The sequence below is a fragment of the Gordonia aichiensis genome, from assembly GCF_039946255.1.
Taxonomy (GTDB): Bacteria; Actinomycetota; Actinomycetes; order Mycobacteriales; family Mycobacteriaceae; genus Gordonia; species Gordonia aichiensis_A.
The window spans coordinates 61,771-76,566 of sequence record NZ_JBCDWL010000004.1 but is presented as its reverse complement, the minus strand read 5'-3'; the positions used below and the strand labels follow the sequence as shown (position 1 = coordinate 76,566).

The 14,796-nt window shown below is 68.9% G+C and carries 13 protein-coding genes; 4 read left to right on the top strand and 9 right to left on the bottom strand.

The window, feature by feature from the left end; all coding sequences use genetic code 11:
• Positions 1 to 7: 7 nt before the first annotated feature.
• The 6 genes from AAFO60_RS06750 to AAFO60_RS06725 form a co-directional block, all read right to left on the bottom strand.
• A complete protein-coding gene (locus AAFO60_RS06750) occupies positions 8 to 1,645 on the bottom strand; it encodes an ATP-dependent acyl-CoA ligase (RefSeq protein ID WP_347955404.1) in 1,638 nt (545 codons plus the stop codon).
• Positions 1,646 to 1,650: 5 nt separating this feature from the next.
• A complete protein-coding gene (locus AAFO60_RS06745) occupies positions 1,651 to 1,965 on the bottom strand; it encodes a zinc ribbon domain-containing protein (protein WP_347955403.1) in 315 nt (104 codons plus the stop codon).
• 1 nt (position 1,966) lies between these two features.
• Positions 1,967 to 3,145 (bottom strand): thiolase family protein, encoded by a 1,179-nt coding sequence (locus AAFO60_RS06740; protein ID WP_347955402.1) that lies wholly within the window; start codon positions 3,143 to 3,145, stop codon positions 1,967 to 1,969.
• 11 nt (positions 3,146 to 3,156) lie between these two features.
• Positions 3,157 to 4,497 carry an MFS transporter gene (locus AAFO60_RS06735; RefSeq protein ID WP_347955401.1) on the bottom strand — a complete coding sequence of 447 codons (1,341 nt, stop codon included), beginning with the start codon at positions 4,495 to 4,497 and terminating at the stop codon, positions 3,157 to 3,159.
• Between the two features lie 196 nt (positions 4,498 to 4,693).
• Positions 4,694 to 6,328, bottom strand: coding sequence for a thiamine pyrophosphate-binding protein (locus AAFO60_RS06730; protein ID WP_347955400.1), 1,635 nt, complete (start codon positions 6,326 to 6,328; stop codon positions 4,694 to 4,696).
• Positions 6,329 to 6,330: 2 nt separating this feature from the next.
• Entirely contained in the window at positions 6,331 to 7,140 is an 810-nt protein-coding gene (locus AAFO60_RS06725) for a cyclase family protein (protein ID WP_347955399.1), read from the bottom strand.
• A 264-nt stretch (positions 7,141 to 7,404) separates the two neighbouring features.
• Between AAFO60_RS06725 and AAFO60_RS06720 the strand changes: the two genes are divergently transcribed.
• The 3 genes from AAFO60_RS06720 to AAFO60_RS06710 all read left to right on the top strand — a co-directional run bounded on the left by AAFO60_RS06720 (position 7,405) and on the right by AAFO60_RS06710 (position 10,520).
• Complete coding sequence (locus AAFO60_RS06720) at positions 7,405 to 8,358, top strand: LysR family transcriptional regulator (RefSeq protein ID WP_347955398.1); 954 nt, start codon at positions 7,405 to 7,407, stop codon at positions 8,356 to 8,358.
• Positions 8,359 to 8,456: 98 nt separating this feature from the next.
• Positions 8,457 to 9,455: an FUSC family protein gene (locus AAFO60_RS06715; RefSeq protein WP_347955397.1), complete on the top strand. Its 999-nt coding sequence runs from the start codon at positions 8,457 to 8,459 to the stop codon at positions 9,453 to 9,455.
• 93 nt (positions 9,456 to 9,548) lie between these two features.
• Positions 9,549 to 10,520: a helix-turn-helix transcriptional regulator gene (locus tag AAFO60_RS06710; protein ID WP_347955396.1), complete on the top strand. Its 972-nt coding sequence runs from the start codon at positions 9,549 to 9,551 to the stop codon at positions 10,518 to 10,520.
• 75 nt (positions 10,521 to 10,595) lie between these two features.
• Here AAFO60_RS06710 and AAFO60_RS06705 read toward each other — a convergent pair whose 3' ends face one another.
• On the bottom strand, positions 10,596 to 10,910 hold the full coding sequence (locus AAFO60_RS06705) for a hypothetical protein (protein WP_347955395.1): 315 nt from the start codon (positions 10,908 to 10,910) through the stop codon (positions 10,596 to 10,598).
• On the opposite strand from AAFO60_RS06705, the gene AAFO60_RS06700 reads away from it, so the two are divergent.
• Positions 10,900 to 12,279, top strand: coding sequence for an Ig-like domain-containing protein (locus AAFO60_RS06700; protein WP_347955394.1), 1,380 nt, complete (start codon positions 10,900 to 10,902; stop codon positions 12,277 to 12,279). The two genes, AAFO60_RS06705 and AAFO60_RS06700, sit on opposite strands and share 11 nt — an antisense overlap.
• Before the next feature lie 104 nt (positions 12,280 to 12,383).
• On the opposite strand, the gene AAFO60_RS06695 is transcribed toward AAFO60_RS06700, so the two are convergent.
• Entirely contained in the window at positions 12,384 to 13,565 is a 1,182-nt protein-coding gene (locus tag AAFO60_RS06695) for a serine hydrolase domain-containing protein (protein ID WP_347955393.1), read from the bottom strand.
• A gap of 149 nt (positions 13,566 to 13,714) precedes the next feature.
• Positions 13,715 to 14,701: an AraC family transcriptional regulator gene (locus AAFO60_RS06690; protein WP_347955392.1), complete on the bottom strand. Its 987-nt coding sequence runs from the start codon at positions 14,699 to 14,701 to the stop codon at positions 13,715 to 13,717.
• Positions 14,702 to 14,796 lie beyond the last annotated feature (95 nt).

Sequence of the window (14,796 nt, the reverse complement as noted above, 5' to 3'; positions counted from 1 at the left end):
GTCGCGGTCACCTCGTCGTCGCCTGCGCCGGTGCGCGCGAACCCGACCCGTTCGCCTCCCGGTCCCAGGTGGTGGCGGTTCGTCCCCGCTCGCGCAGCAGGGCCTTCTTGATCTTTCCGTTCTCGGTCGCGGGCAGGGTCTCGACGATGTCGACGAAGCGGGGTACGGCGAACTTCGCCAACCGACCGTCGCAGTGGTCGATGACGGCCTGGGGCGTGAGCAGGCTGCTCTGCTTCGGGACGATCGAGACCATGACCTCGTCTTCGGCCATCTCCGAGGGCACCGGGTAGGCGGCCACGGTCTCGACCGCCGGGTGCAGCCCGATGATCTGCTCCACCTCGAACGACGAGATGTTCTCACCGCGGCGGCGGATGACGTCCTTCATCCGGTCGACGAATCGGAACCACCCGTCCGGCTCGCGGACGACTCGGTCGCCGGTGTGGAACCACAGGTTGCGCCACGTCTCGACGGTCATGTCCGGCAGCCCGAAGTAGCCGGTCGCGAACGCGTACGGCATGCGCGAGCGGACCAGGAGCTCCCCGGGCGTCCCGTCGGGAACCGGAGAGTCGTTCTCGTCCACCACGATCGCCTCGAAATCGGGTTGGACCTGGCCGATGTACCCCGGCCGGGGGAGATCGGGGGCGGAGGTCAGCACGGAGTTGGTCTCGGTGGAGCCGAAACCGTCGATGAGGCGGATGCCGAAGCGGTCCAGGAACGGGTCGGCGAGCGCTGCCGGGGTGGCCGGCGACAGGGCGCGGCGCACGCGGTGATCCCGTTCGAGCGGGTCCGCGTCGCGCGACCAGAGGATGTTGATCATCGCGCCGAGCAGGTACGTGACCGTCGCCTGCGACTCCGCCAGCTGCCCCCAGAACCGGCTCGCGGAGAACCGTCGGCCCACCACCATCGTCGATCCGGCGACGAGGGCCTGCACGAACGCGTTGAGGGCGTTCGTGTGAAACAGCGGCAGGACGGTGAACAGGGTGTCCTCTTCGGTGATCCCCAGCTGTTCGGAGACGTTGACTCCCCACCAGTAGAACTGGGCGTGCGGGCAGCAGACGCCCTTCGAGACGCCGGTCGTTCCCGAGGTGTACAGCAGCGCCGCCGTCTCGCCCGGCGACACCGGGCACGCGGGCATCGGTTCGGCGAGAGCCGGGAAGGTCGTCGTCGCGATGCCGGGCACCGTCGGTGCGTCCGATCCCAGCACCCACACCTGCCGCAGCTCCGGTGGGGTCGGGATCGACTCCAGGCGCGAGACGAGTTCGGGCTCGACCACCAGGATCCGGGATCGCGAGTCGGCCAGCGCGTGGTGGAGTTGGGTGCCCTGCAGTGCGGCGTTCAGCGGGACTGCGACCGCGCCCATCCAGGCGCAGCCCAGAATGGTCTGCAGCAGTTCGAGGCGATTCTCCGACAGGGTCGCCACCGTGTCGCCGCGGCGGACTCCGTGGTCGTGGAGGGTCTGCGCCGTCGCCGCGGCGAGATCGCGGACTTCGGTGTAGGTCAGCTCCGATGCCCCGATCTTGAGCAGTACCTTGTCGCGGTACCGGTCGGCCTGGCGGATCAACAGGGCCGGGATGGTGCACTCGCTCAGGGGCAGGCCCCGAAGCGGCGCGGCGACGGCAGTGACGGCGGTGCCGACGTTCTGCATGTTCTTCACTCCTTGGTGGTGGGCTGCGGGATCAGCGCGACGAGCCCGTCTGTTCGATGGGTGGTGGCCGGTGCCAGTTCGACCTCCGTGCCCGGTACGCCGCCGTCGCCGAGAATCCGTGCGATGACGATCGGTCCGAGGTCGGTGCGGATGGACGCGTACAGGGTGCCGGGCGTGCCCCGTTGAAGGGAGGTCTCTTCGATGACGCCGCGGTAGGCGGTCACCGGCACGAAGGCGCTGCCGTGGCAGTGGGGGCACAGACTGCGCGGCGGGAACGCCGACTTCGCACACTTGACGCAGCACTGCATGGTGATTCCCATGTCAGATCCTTTCCAAGACGGCCAGATTCGCGCACGCCCCGTAGCGGTAGGCGACCATGCCGTAACCGCTGACCGCAGCGGTACGCGCGTCGGGGATCTGACGGTCGCCCGCTCGGCCGAGCAGTTGGACGACCGCCTCGACGAGCCCGTGCATGCCCGCTGCGGAGCCGGCCTGCCCCGCGGACAACTGGCCGCCGGAGGTGTTCACCGCCCACTGCTCGTGGAGGAGGCGGTCGGCGAGCTCGTGCACGTTCCCAGACGGGGCGAATCCCAGGTCCGCGAGCTGAATCAGCACCATGACCGGGTAGTCGTCGTAGACGCTGATCACGTCGGCGTCGGAGGGATCGAGTCCGGCCCGGTTCCACAGCTCCGGCGCGATGTCGGCCAAGCCGGTACGAAGGCCGTCGCCCTCGTGCCGATCCCAGTTCACCGATCCGCCGATGGCGCTGACGCGGACCGCGGGGCTGCCCGCGGGAACCAGGTCCCGGCGGGTGACGACGACGGCGTTCGCCCCCGAGACCGGTGGCACGCAGTCGAAGCGGCGCAGCGGCGAGGCGATGACCGGTGCCGACAGGTAGTCGTCCATCGTCAGCTCGGACCGGTACACGGCGCCCGGATTCAGTGCGGCCCAACGTCGTTGGGCGACGGCGACGGCGCCGTACACCTTCTCGTCGAGCCCGTGCCTGCGCATGTGGCGGCGGGTGAGCATCGCGAACATCGCATTCGGTCCACCCAGCCCCATCGGGGTCAGGTAGTCGCGGGTGATGACGTTGTACTCGCCGGCGACGGCCTCGAAGTCGGCGGCGGTCATGCGGTCGCCCGCCACCAGGACGATCGCGCGGGCGTCTCCGGCTTCGACGGCTCGGACGGCGTGCTGGAGCATGTTGACCCCGCTGGCCCCGCCGTTGGTGTCCTCCATGATCCAGCGCAACGACAGTCCGCTGCGCAACGCGAGATCGACGGCGTGGTCGGGCTTCAGCGTGAAGCTGGACACCCCCAGCCCGTCGATGTCGGACAGGTCGAGGCCGGCCTGCGCGACGGCGTGCTGGATCGCCGTGGTCAACAGCGACTCGGTGGTCGCGTCCGCGCTCGGATGGCGGGTGTACGGGATCTCCACCGCGCTGACGATGGCTGCGCTGTGACCGTTAGTACCGGGGTCGTTCGGACGGGGGTCGGTCATGCCGGGGTCGGTCATGCGGGCTCACCGACCTTCTGCACCGGGTGGGGCGGGTCGAGGACCGTGTCGACGCCGGACACCGGGTCGACGCCCCTGGTCTCGGGAGCCTTGATCACCGCAATGGTGCTGAGGACGCCGAAGCAGGCCAGGTACAGGGCGATGGGCCAGTAGGTGCCCGACCACGCGAGCAGTGCGGTCGCGATGAGCGGGGCGACGCCGCCGGCGAAGATGGCGGCGACCTCGTGCCCGATGGACAGGCCGCTGTAGCGGACCTTCCCGGTGAACAGTTCGCTGAAGAAGCTGGGCTGCGTGCCGATCATCGCACCGTGGCAGCCGGCGATGGCCACGACCAGCGCGAGCCAGATCATCGGGGTGCTCTTCGTGTTGAGCAACAGGAAGAAGGGCAGCGCCCAGACGATCACGCCGACGGCGCCGATGAGGTAGACCGGACGTCGTCCGATGCGATCGGACAAGGCCGCGAAGCCGACCATCGTGAACGTCTCCAGAATGTTGGCGCCGATGATCGCGGTCAGGATCACGCCGCTGCTGATCCCGATGTGGACGCCGTAGGCGAGGGAGAAGACGGCGAAGATGTACGAGCCGCCGTTCTCGGCCATGCGCGCGCCGACGGCGATCAGGATCGACTTGCGCTGCGTCTTGATCGCTTCGAGTGCCGGGTACCGGACCTGGGCGTCCTCAGACTGCAGTTCCTCGAACACCGGGGTCTCCTGGACCTTCATCCGAATGACGAGGCCGGCGATCATGAGCAGGAGGCCGAGCAGGAAGGGAATGCGCCAGCCCCACGAGAGGAAGTCGTCCTTGGGGAGGAGACTGACGAGCGCGAACACCGAGGACGAGAGGATGAAGCCGAGCGTGACGCCGACCTGGCTGAACGCGGAGAAGAAGCCGCGGCGACTCGGCGGCGCGTTCTCACTGATCAGCAGGACCGCCCCGCCCCATTCGCCGCCGACGGCGATGCCCTGGACGACGCGCAGGGCGACCAGGAGGACCGGCGCCCAGATGCCGATCTGGGCGTGTGTGGGGAGCAGACCGATCAGGGCCGTGCACACGCCCATCATCATCAGGGTGATGACGAGCATCGACTTTCGCCCGAGGCGGTCGCCGAAGTGTCCGAAGATCACGCCGCCGAAGGGCCTCGCGATGAATCCGATGGCGAAGGTTCCGAAGGCCGCGATCGTGCCGATGAGCGAGTCGTCACCGGTGAAGAAGAGGGGCCCGAACACCAGGGCCGCGGCCGTTCCGTAGAGGAAGAAGTCGTACCACTCGAGTGCGCTGCCGATGAGGCTCGCGGTGGCCGCTCTTCGTGTTCGACTCACTACTTCGTGATTGGACATGGCAGGGGTATCCGTTCGTCTGTTCAGAGTGCCCGGGTGGGCCGCGCGTGGCGGGTCACCGGGCCTGGGGAGGGATCGAGGGGAGGGGAGGGTGCAGAGGGAGGAGGGGAGGTGTCGAGAGGGTGGGGAGGGTGGGGGAGGGTGGGAGTCGGATCAGGCGGGGATCAGTGGTCGGGGGTTCCGTGCGAGGAGCGGCTCAGTGGCCGAACGCCTCCACCAGCCACCACGCCGCGTCCTCGGAGACGACCTTGGCGTCCAGGACCATCGGCCCGTCGGGCCGATCGAGCCAGGCGGTGAGTGGATGCAGGTCGTCGAGGCGGTTGACGGTGAGTGCGGCGCAGCCGAATCCGCGGGCGATGGCGGCGATGTCGGTGTCCGGGAAGGTCACGGTGTCGAGGTCGGCGCCTGGACCGAAGTGGTGGACCTCGGCCCCGTACTGTGCGTCGTTGTAGACGATCACCAGCAGCGGGAGCTTCAGCCGGACCGCCGTCTCGAGCTCGTTGACGCCCATCAGGAAGCCGCCGTCGCCGCACGCCGCGATCGGCAGGCGATCGGGTTGAGCGATCGCGGCACCGATGGCGGTGGCCAGGCCCAGGCCCACCGACTGGAAGGCCTGGGTGAAGCAGAAGCCGTACTCGTCGGGGACGTCCAGGTACATGCTCGGATAGCCGAGGAAGTTGCCCGAGTCCACCGACAGGACCCGTTCGCGCGGGAGCAGGTCGTTGAGCCGTGCACTCAGGAGGCGAGGATCGATGAGGCCATCGGTGCTCTGGTCGTCGAACGGGACCCGGTGCCACCGGCCGTCAGTGCCGATCCGCTCGCCGACCTCGCTCGTCCGATAGCCCACCTTCGTGGAATCGCGGCCGGTGAGCCGGGCGGAGGCGTCCGCCGCGGTCTCGGCGACGCCCGCCCAGATGCCCAGATCGACGGGCCGGTGCCGGCCGAGGGCGTCTGGATCGAGGTCGACTTGGACGACCTTGGCGTCGTCCCCGATCAGGCGACCGTGACGCATGGTCCACATGTTCAGCGCGCAGCCCCAGCCGACGATGAGGTCCGCGTCGGAGATCAGCTCGGCGGCCAGGGGCGTCGAGAAGCCGCCGGCGACGTCGATCGCCCACGGGTGGCCCTCGAACATCCCGCGCGAGACCGCCGAGGTCGCCAGGAGCGCGCCGCAGCGGTCGGCGAGTTCGGCGAGCGCCTGTTTCGCGGCGCCGCCGCGCGCGCCTCGGCCCGCGACGAAGACGGGACGTTCGGCCGCCTCGAGCAGTTCGACGAACTCGTCGAGGTCGCCGTGCGGGGGGCGCGGGGCGCCGGGAGCGGTCACCGGCGCCACCGCGACCGTCTCGGGCACGAGGCAGTCTTGGACGTCGATGGGAATGTTCAGGACGACGGTCCGCTTCTGCGTGGCACAGATCTCGTAGGCGCCGGCGAGGTCGGCGACGGCGGTGGCGGCTGAGCGCACCCGGCGGGTGACGGCCCCGCAGCCCTGGCCGATCGCCTGCTGGTCGATGAAGAAGTTGGACTTCGGGTCGGGCGCCTCGGCGGTGAGCACCAGCAGGGAGGTGTGGCTCTTCGCCGCCTCGACGATGCCGGTCAGCGCGTTGGTGTATCCGCAGCCCTGGTGCAGTGACAGGACGGCCACCTCGTCGCTCATCCGCGCGTAGGCGTCGGCCATGACGGCTGCGCCGCCCTCGTGGCGCGCGGCGATGAACCGGCCACCGGCCTCGACGTGGGCGTTGGTGTAGTGGAAGTTCCCGCTGCCGACGACGCCGAACGCGGTTCGGGCGCCGAGGTCGAACAGGGCTCGGCCGATGGCTTCGCGAACATACATGATCAGTGGTCCTTCTCTGTGTCGGTCGAGGTGCTCACCAGTGCCATCACGCGGGCCGGACTGCCCGATCCGCCGACGATCTTCAAAGGGGCGACGACGAGGACGCCGCCCGTGGTCGGCAGCGAGGCCAGGTTCTGCAGTTGGGTGATGCCGTACTTGCCTGCGCCGAGCAGGAAGTGATGGCAGGGGAAGGGCGGATCGAAGGCGAACGCCTGACCGGCGTCGATGCCGACGGTCTCCACTCCGATGCCCCGGATCGGGGTCTGTTCCGCCAGCCACCGGGCGCACTCCACGGAGACACCGGGAGTGTGCGGCCCGTCGGCTCCGGCGTTGATGAACTGCTGTTCATCGGTGGAGCGTCGGTCCCACCCGGTGCGGTACAGCAGCCATCCGCCGTCGGGCAGCGGGCCGTGAGCGGCCATCCACTCCTCGACGTGCTCGACCTCGAGCAGGAAGTCGGGGTCCGCGGCGACCTCGTCGGCCTTGTCGATGATGACGAAGGAGCTCACCAGATCGGTGACCGGGACGCCGGCGACATCGGCGAGCTCACGACCGGTGATCCAGTGGCAGGGCGCATCGAAGTGGGTGCCGACGTGCTCGCCGGTGTGGATGCCGTTCTGATACGAGGTCTCTCCCCGCGCATCGAAGTGTGCGAGCTCCTCGAGGGAGAAGCGCGGGATCGGCGCCATCTCGTCGGGCAGCGGCAGGACGGGAGTGGCGGCCGACAGCGGGGCGGTGAGATCGACGACGGTGAGAGTCTTGTCGGTCAGCGCCTCTGCCAGGGCGAATGGCGAATGGGGATGCTCAGGCATGTGTTAGATACTTCACGATGTGGTTTGCCCCACATAATGCTCTTCCTGCTCGGTCCATGCCTGAACGGTTATGTCGAGCGTTAACGGTATGTCCTGAGTGGGGGGTTCGGGGAGTGCTGTGCCCGGCCCGGTCACCCCGCTCGGCGCGGCTGCGCGGCCGCTGGCGCCGGTGCCCGGACGGCCGCGGCGATCCGGGTGGGTCGCGTACGGCGTCCGGTGGTCGACGCGCGGCTCCGGGTTCGGTGAGGGGATAGGCTCACCGGGGTGGAGCAACAGCTACAGCGGCGTCTTCTCGACGGCGGATTCAAATTGCGGCACCTGCAGATCATTGCTGCGATAGCCGAGAACGGCACGATCGGCGGTGCTGCCCAGGACCTTTATGTCACTCAGCCGGTCGTCACTCGAGCGTTGCGTGAGGCCGAAGACATTCTCGGAGTGGAACTGTTCATTCGGGGGCCCCGCGGGGTGACGCCCACTCGGTACGGCACCTTGTTTCTGGAACACGCCGGAATCATCCTCACCAGTATCGAACGTCTCGCCGACAACATCGATCACCTGCAGAAGGACGACATCCTCCCGATTCGCGTCGGTACGAACATGACCGGATCGTATGCATTGCTGCCGCGCACCCTGATCTCGCTCAAAGAGGTCTATCCGGGACTGAAGGTGTCCGTGATCGAGGGGACCGATGAGGACCTGGTCGAACTGCTCACGCATCGCCAGGTGGATGTCCTGATCGGACGAATGATGAATCAGCATCCTAAAGACCTGAAGCAGTTGCATCTCTATGACGAGCCCATCGGAATCATGGGACGGATCGGGCATCCGATATTCGATATCGCCGACCCCACGGTTGCCGATTTCGCGTCGTTCCCATGGGTTCTTCCGCCGTCGAGTGCGGCCGGCAGCCGGTTGAGTTCGGTTTTCGGCGAAGCCGGGGCATGGGCGCCGTCGAACGTGATCGAATGCACCTCCATTCTGACGATTCGCGCGATTCTGCAGGCGACGGATTCACTGGCGCCCCTGCCGATGCTGGTCGGGACGAGCGACGCGCATCTGAGAATGGTGCCGATGGACCTCGACACCGTGCCGCGCACACTGGGCCTGACCTATCTGGCCGAGCCGGAGCCCAATCAGAGTACGAAGGTGTTCATCGAGCACCTCCTCGGTGTCGCCGCCGAGATCGATCTGGAGTTGGCGAACCGGCAGGAAGACTGAGGTGGCCAGGGGGCGGCCGGGGTGGGGCGGCCCGAGCGGGTCGGTGCGACGGTGTCGTCGTCGCCGGTCGTCCGGGTGGCGATCGCTACAGTGACCCCATGCAGGGGTCCGCGCGCACTCGCTCCGATACGCCGTCGTTCTGGTGGCTGGTGGCCTTGTCCACGCTCACCGTGCTCGTCGCGGGCGCCGTCCTCGTCGGCCTGTCCCGGTGGTGGGGCGGCCCGGTGGTCGCGGCCGGCTACATCGCGCTGATGTTCTTGGCGCCCGCGGTCCGGACCCTCGGATTGGTCGACATGATCAAGGCGACCGCGTGGGCGCTGTTGGTCTGTGCGGGCGGAGTGCTGATCGGAGCGCACGGCCCGTGGGTGCTCCTGGTCGGCGTCGCCGTCACCGCGCTGGTGCAGGGACTATTCGTGGTCGGCGGCTCGGCCGGCCTCAACCGCTCATCGGCGAGCCTGGTGGGCTTCGCAGCGTTCGCCGAGACCAGCTCCGTCGACGAACTGTGGCAGCCGCTGGTCGGGGTGCTGGTGGGTGCGACGGCGGTGACGGTGCTGGGCATCGTGGCGTTCGGCAGTTCGACGAAGCACAACGTGCCCGCGCCCTTGACCGAACGGCTCTACTACGGCGTGGGCCTGGCGGCGGGCTCGGCGGTGCTGACCGTCTTGTGGACGGTCTTCGGCTGGGGCGGTCTGGGCTACGCGCTGCTGGTGTTCTGCCTGATCTACGCCTTCGACTCGGGCAAGGTGCTCCACAACTCGGCCATCCGCGTGGCGGGGGCGGCACTCGGCGTCGGCGTGTCGGTGCTGGCCGCGCTGATCCTCCCGACCCCGCTGATGATCGCGGCCTTCGTGGTCTGCGGCATCCTCACCCTGGCGAATCTGCTCAGCCACCACGAGTTCTGGTACGTCGTCTTCATGGTGGCGGCCGTGGTCCACCTGGCCGAGGTGCGGCCGGGCGGTTCCGCGATCGACTCGGGCACCGAGCACATCGTCGGCGTGATCGTGGCGGCGATCGTCGCCGTCGCGCTGCACGCGGTCACGGTTCCGCTGCACCGACTGGTCATCGGTGCTATGGACGGTCCGGTGGCCGCGCGGTGACCTCGACTGCGACCGAGTGGTCGGCGGTCCGGGTGGCGCCGGCTTCCGCGGATCCGGACCGGATCGGTCCGGATCTTCCGGCATGATGCAGTCATGGCCGACCCGACCGCCCGCACGCTGAAACTGCTCGCGCTGCTGCAGGCGCATCGGCTGTGGCCCGCGCTGGAGCTGGCCGAGCGGCTGGGGACCACCGAGCGGACGGTCCGCCGCGACGTCGATCGGCTGCGTGAGCTGGGCTATCCGGTGCAGTCCGTGCGCGGCAACGGCGGCGGTTACCAACTCGCCCCCGGCGGTTCCCTCCCGCCCTTGGTGGTCGACGAGGAGGAAGCGGTCGCGATCGTCGCCGCGTTGCGCACCGCCGCCCACGGATCGGCCGCCGGGCTCGCCGAGGCCTCGGTGCGGGCACTGGCGAAGGTGACCCAGGTGCTGCCCGCGCGGCTGCGCCGACGCGCCGACGCGCTCACGACGATGAGCGTCCCGCTGCCCGGCCGGCGCGCGCCCGCAGTGGACGCCCAGACCCTGACCACGGTGGCGCTGGCCTGCCGCGACGCAGTCGAACTCGAATTCCACTACGCGCCGGGCGGGCGGTCGGCCGGCGTTCCCGGAAACCGGCGGACCGAACCGCTCCGGCTGGTCCCGGTCGGCCAACGCTGGTATCTGCTGGCCTACGACCTGGACCGGAACGACTGGCGCACCTTCCGGCTCGATCGCCTCCGCTCGCCGGCGCCGGGCAAGCGTCGTTTCGCGCCGCGCTCGGTGCCCGGCGGTGATCCGGCCGCCTATGTGCGCGAGAGTCTGCGCGGCGGACGCGACCACGACGTGCGCATCGTCGTCCACGCCGAACCGGACACGGTGCGAGAGCGCATCGGCCGATGGTCGGAGGTCGCCGAGCACGTCGACGGTTCCCTCGTGTCCATGCCGGCCGACGATCCCGGATGGATCGCGCTCGCCCTGGGGATCCTGGACGTCGACTACGAGTTCCTCGACGTGCCGGCCGAGGTGTTGCACGCGCTGCGTCGGCGACATGCGCGGGAGGCACGGGCGCTGCGCCTGTCCGACCGGTGACGCCGCCGGCTCAGCGTCTGCATACGCGTGTCTGCACGGTGCGCGTCCACGCACGACTTTGCGCACATTTATCCGTCAATCGAACGACGACTCGCCGGTATTGACCGATTCTGTGCCGAGGATCACACGCCGTCGAGTTCGCGGGGCCGGGTTCTGGGATACCTGGATTGCGAACTTTGCCATCCAACGAGTGAAGGAATCCCGTATGAGAAAGTCCACCGGCCGGGTGCTCGCTGTCGCGAGCTGCTCGGCGCTCATAGCCGGGGCGATGGTGGTCGCCGCCGCGCCTGCGTCGGCGGCGACGACCACCACCGACTTCACGGCGACATGCGTTGCCGGGTCGACAATCGGTGACCAGGTCGAGAACACGTCCAATTCGATGTCGGTCACCGCGCCCACGTCGGTGTCCGCGGGTGAGACGTTCACCTATCGAATCCAGCCCGGCCCCGGCTCGTATCCGGACAAGCAGCAGGCGGCGGGAGTCACGGCGACCCTGCAGAACCTGTCTCGACTGAAGTACGACTACGAGATCCCGGACAACGCCACCTTCGTGTCGGCGACCGTGGTGCCGGCTACGGCGGTCAACCTGGGCGGTGTCACGCCGAACGTGCTGCGGATCGACGACTCCGGCAACGTGAACAGCGCGGGCGAGTTCCTTCGCCTGTCCGGGAACAACGAGGTGATCGGCAACAGCCCGACGTCGAGCGAGAAGGCCGAGGGCGGCATCGTCGTCCCGAAGACGAAGAACGATCTCGACGGAAGCCCGTCGGCGAACGGCGCGACGTGGTTCCGGATGCCCGCGGTCGACGTCACGCTGAAGGCCGGCGCGTCGGGCACCGTCGAGCCTCGCGTGCGCGTCAGCGGCGACGCCGCGAACTCCAAGAACGCCAAGAACTTCAGTACTCAGCTGGGTAAGGCGACCGCGAAGATCATCGTCAACACGACGCAGTGGGCTCCGACCTACTGCAGTCCGCGCGATTCGAACGGAGCCGCCCTCAACGCCGGTGGCGGTCCGCTCGCGACGATCCAGATCGAATCGGCTCCGGTGGATGTGGAGACGGTGACGTCGTTGTCGGTGCCGGGGTCGGCGGTGAAGGGTGATGAGGTGACGTTGTCGGCGTCGGTGTCGCCGAATCCGGGTGGCGGTACGGTGCAGTTCAAGGCTGATGGCGTGAACTTGGGTGCTGCGGTGGCGGTGTCGAATGGTGTTGCGGAGTTGCAGCATTCGTTTGGTTCGTCGGGTGATCGGGTGATCACGGCGGTGTTCTCGGGTGTGGCTGGTTTTGCTGGTTCGACGTCGGCGGCGAAGACGATCGAGATCTCCGATCCGGCTCCCGGCGAGACGTCGACGACAGTGAAGGTGGTCGCGCCTGCGACCGTCAAGACCGGCTCGACCGTCGACCTCAAGGCCGAGCTGACGCCGTCGAACCTGTCCGGTGGCACCGTGCAGTTCAAGATCAACGGTGATGACGTCGGCGCGCCCGTCGCCGTCACCGACGGTGAGGCCAAGCTGCCGCACACGTTCGCCGCGGCCGGCGACTTCACCGTCACCGCGATCTACAGCGGCACGACGGGGCATTCCGGCTCCATCTCCGGCCCGGCCCTCGTCGCGGTGAGCGATGACGCCGGACCGGGTGAGCCCGGCACCCCGGGCACGCCGGGCGGCAATGGGAGTCTCGGCAGCAGCAGCGGCAGCCTCGAAGGTCTGGGCAGCCTCGGCGGCAGCCTGGTCTCCGGTCTGAGCCGCGGCGTGTTCTGACGCCCCCGCGTCGACAGACGCAGCAGGTCTCCAGACGGTGAGATCTGAATGCAGAAGGATCCCGCGAGCACTGCGCTCGCGGGATCCTTTTGACTCGCAGGCGGTCAGAGCGACCGGTACACCGCCGTTTCGAAGTCGAGGTACGCGTTGACCGACGCGGGATCGACGAAGGGCAGGATCTGAGTGCCCCACATGCCCGCTACATCGGCGTCGCGGTCGATCCAGTAGTAGAGGTTGGCCAGACCCGCCCAGGCCAGCGACCCCGCGGTCCGGCCGGTGGGCGCGGTCTCGTCGTTCACCATGAACGAGTAGGCCCACGACTTGCGCTGCCCGGGAAAGAACTCGGCGTCGTGAGAGAGCGCGGGCGCCGTCGTCTCGAGCATCCCGACCTCGAGATCGCCGAGACCGTTGGCCGCCGCGGCACGCACGGTCTCGGGCGCCAGGACCCGCCCGTGCTCGCCCTCGCCGTCGCGCAGCCACATCCGCAGGAACTTCGTGTAGTCGGGAATCGTCGAATAGAGTCCGTGGCCGCCCATCTGCACCTCCGGGTCCTGCGGCAGCACCAGACCGCTGGGAACCAGGCCGCCGTCGTCGACGCGCTGATGCACCTGCGCGAGACGCACGCTCATCGACGGCGTCATCGTGAACGCCGTGTCCGACATCCCCAGCGGAGTGAAGACGCGCTCGGCCATCACCTCGCCGAGGCGGGCGCCGCGCACCGATTCGACGACGAGGCCGGCCCAGTCGATGTTGGTGCCGTAGTTCCACCGGGTGCCGGGATCGAACAGCAGGGGCGTCTGCAGCGAGGCGCGCGTGGCGCCGATGATGTCGGGCTGGCCCGTCTCGGCCAGCAGCCGCCCGTACTCCTCGGAGAAGAAGCTGTACCCCAGGCCCGCGGTGTGCAGCAGCAGCATTCGCGTCGTGATCGGCCGGGCGGGCGGCCGCAGCCGCGGTGAGCCGTCGGCGGCGATCCCGTCGAGGACCTGCAACTCGCCGATCTCCGGCACGTACTCGGAGGTCGGGGCGTCCAGATCGACGAGCCCGTCTTCGACGCACTGCAGCACGGTGGTGGCGGTGACGGCCTTGGTGGTGGAGAACATCGCGAAGACGGTGTCGGCCGTCATCGCCTCGGGCGACCCGACCGACCGGACTCCGGCGCTTCCCTCGTAGGCGTCGCCGCCGCTGCGCGTCACCGTGGCGACGACGCCGGGCACCCGCGCGGCGGCGTCGGCGGCGTCGACGACTCCGTTCGTGATCGCGTCCAGGGCAGCTGAATCGATGGGCATGAACTCTCCTTCAACACGGTGATGGCGCATCGGTGATGCGCGGCACAGTGCAGTCTGGCGCGGTTCGCGTCGCCGGGACGTCTCCGATCGGCGGCCGTCGTCTGTGATCGGCAGTCGGGTTGCGGCCTCGGACGATTCAGGCGATCGATTCAGCAGTGGCGAGCCAGCGTCTGGGACGGATTCTCACCGAACCGGCGCCGGTACGCGGCCGCGAACACGCCCATGTTGACGTAGCCCCACGATCGTGCGGCCTGCGCCACCGACGGCGCACCCGCGGACAGGTCGCGGTAGACGCGCTGCAGGCGCTGCTCGATGATCCAGGCCCGCGGCGAGACGCCGAGATAGCGGGTGAACGACGCGCTCAGGGTGCGGGCGCTGACACCGACGGCGGCGGCCGTATCGGCGACCGTCGGCAGGTCGGACAGATGCTCGTCGATGTAGCCGACGGCACGCCGCACATAGCCCGGCGCCGCGATCGCCGGTTCGCCCGCGAGGTCGACCCCGGCCCGCTGCGACCAGTCCTCGAGCAACTGCGCGACGATCATCTCCTGCAGATTGATCCCGACCCGGCCCGACGCCGCCAGTTCCGGGGCCGCCGCGGCGGTCCGCGAGGCGTACTCCAGGAGCGAGAGCCACGGGCTGTCGGGCCCGCCGACCGGGGACAGATGCGCCCACAGCTCGTCGCCGGGGACTCGTCCGTACCACCGCAGCGCCAGATCGGCGAGCACCCGGTGCGGGATCGTCAGATTGAGCTGCAGGTGATCGGGATCGGCGCTGAGCCGGTACGCGGTGCGACTGCAATCGGCGACGAACGACTGACCCGCGGTCAGTTCGATGCTCCGCCGGGTGCTGACGCCGTGGCTGGTCCACCCCCGGATCGTCGTCAGCACCAGGACGTTTCCCGCGTCGGCGTCGAAGTCCCGCAGATCTACGCCGACGCCGTAGCTGAAGTGGGTCATCACGATCGCGCCGATCCGCGTGGAGAACAACGACGCCGCCGGCGTGAGGCCGCGGCCGACCGGACGCACGTCGAACTGCATGTACTTGTCGTCGGTCCACGCCCGAATCGCGTCCCAGTCCGACTCCGGCCGGCTTGACTGCTCGGCCGGCGGTCGCGGGTCCAGCGCCGTCTCCATGACAGCAGCGTAGGGGGCGCCCGCCTCAGACGGCGCAGAAGCACCGAACCCCGTGCCGGCGGCACGGGGTTCGGTGACGATCGGGTCCGATCGCT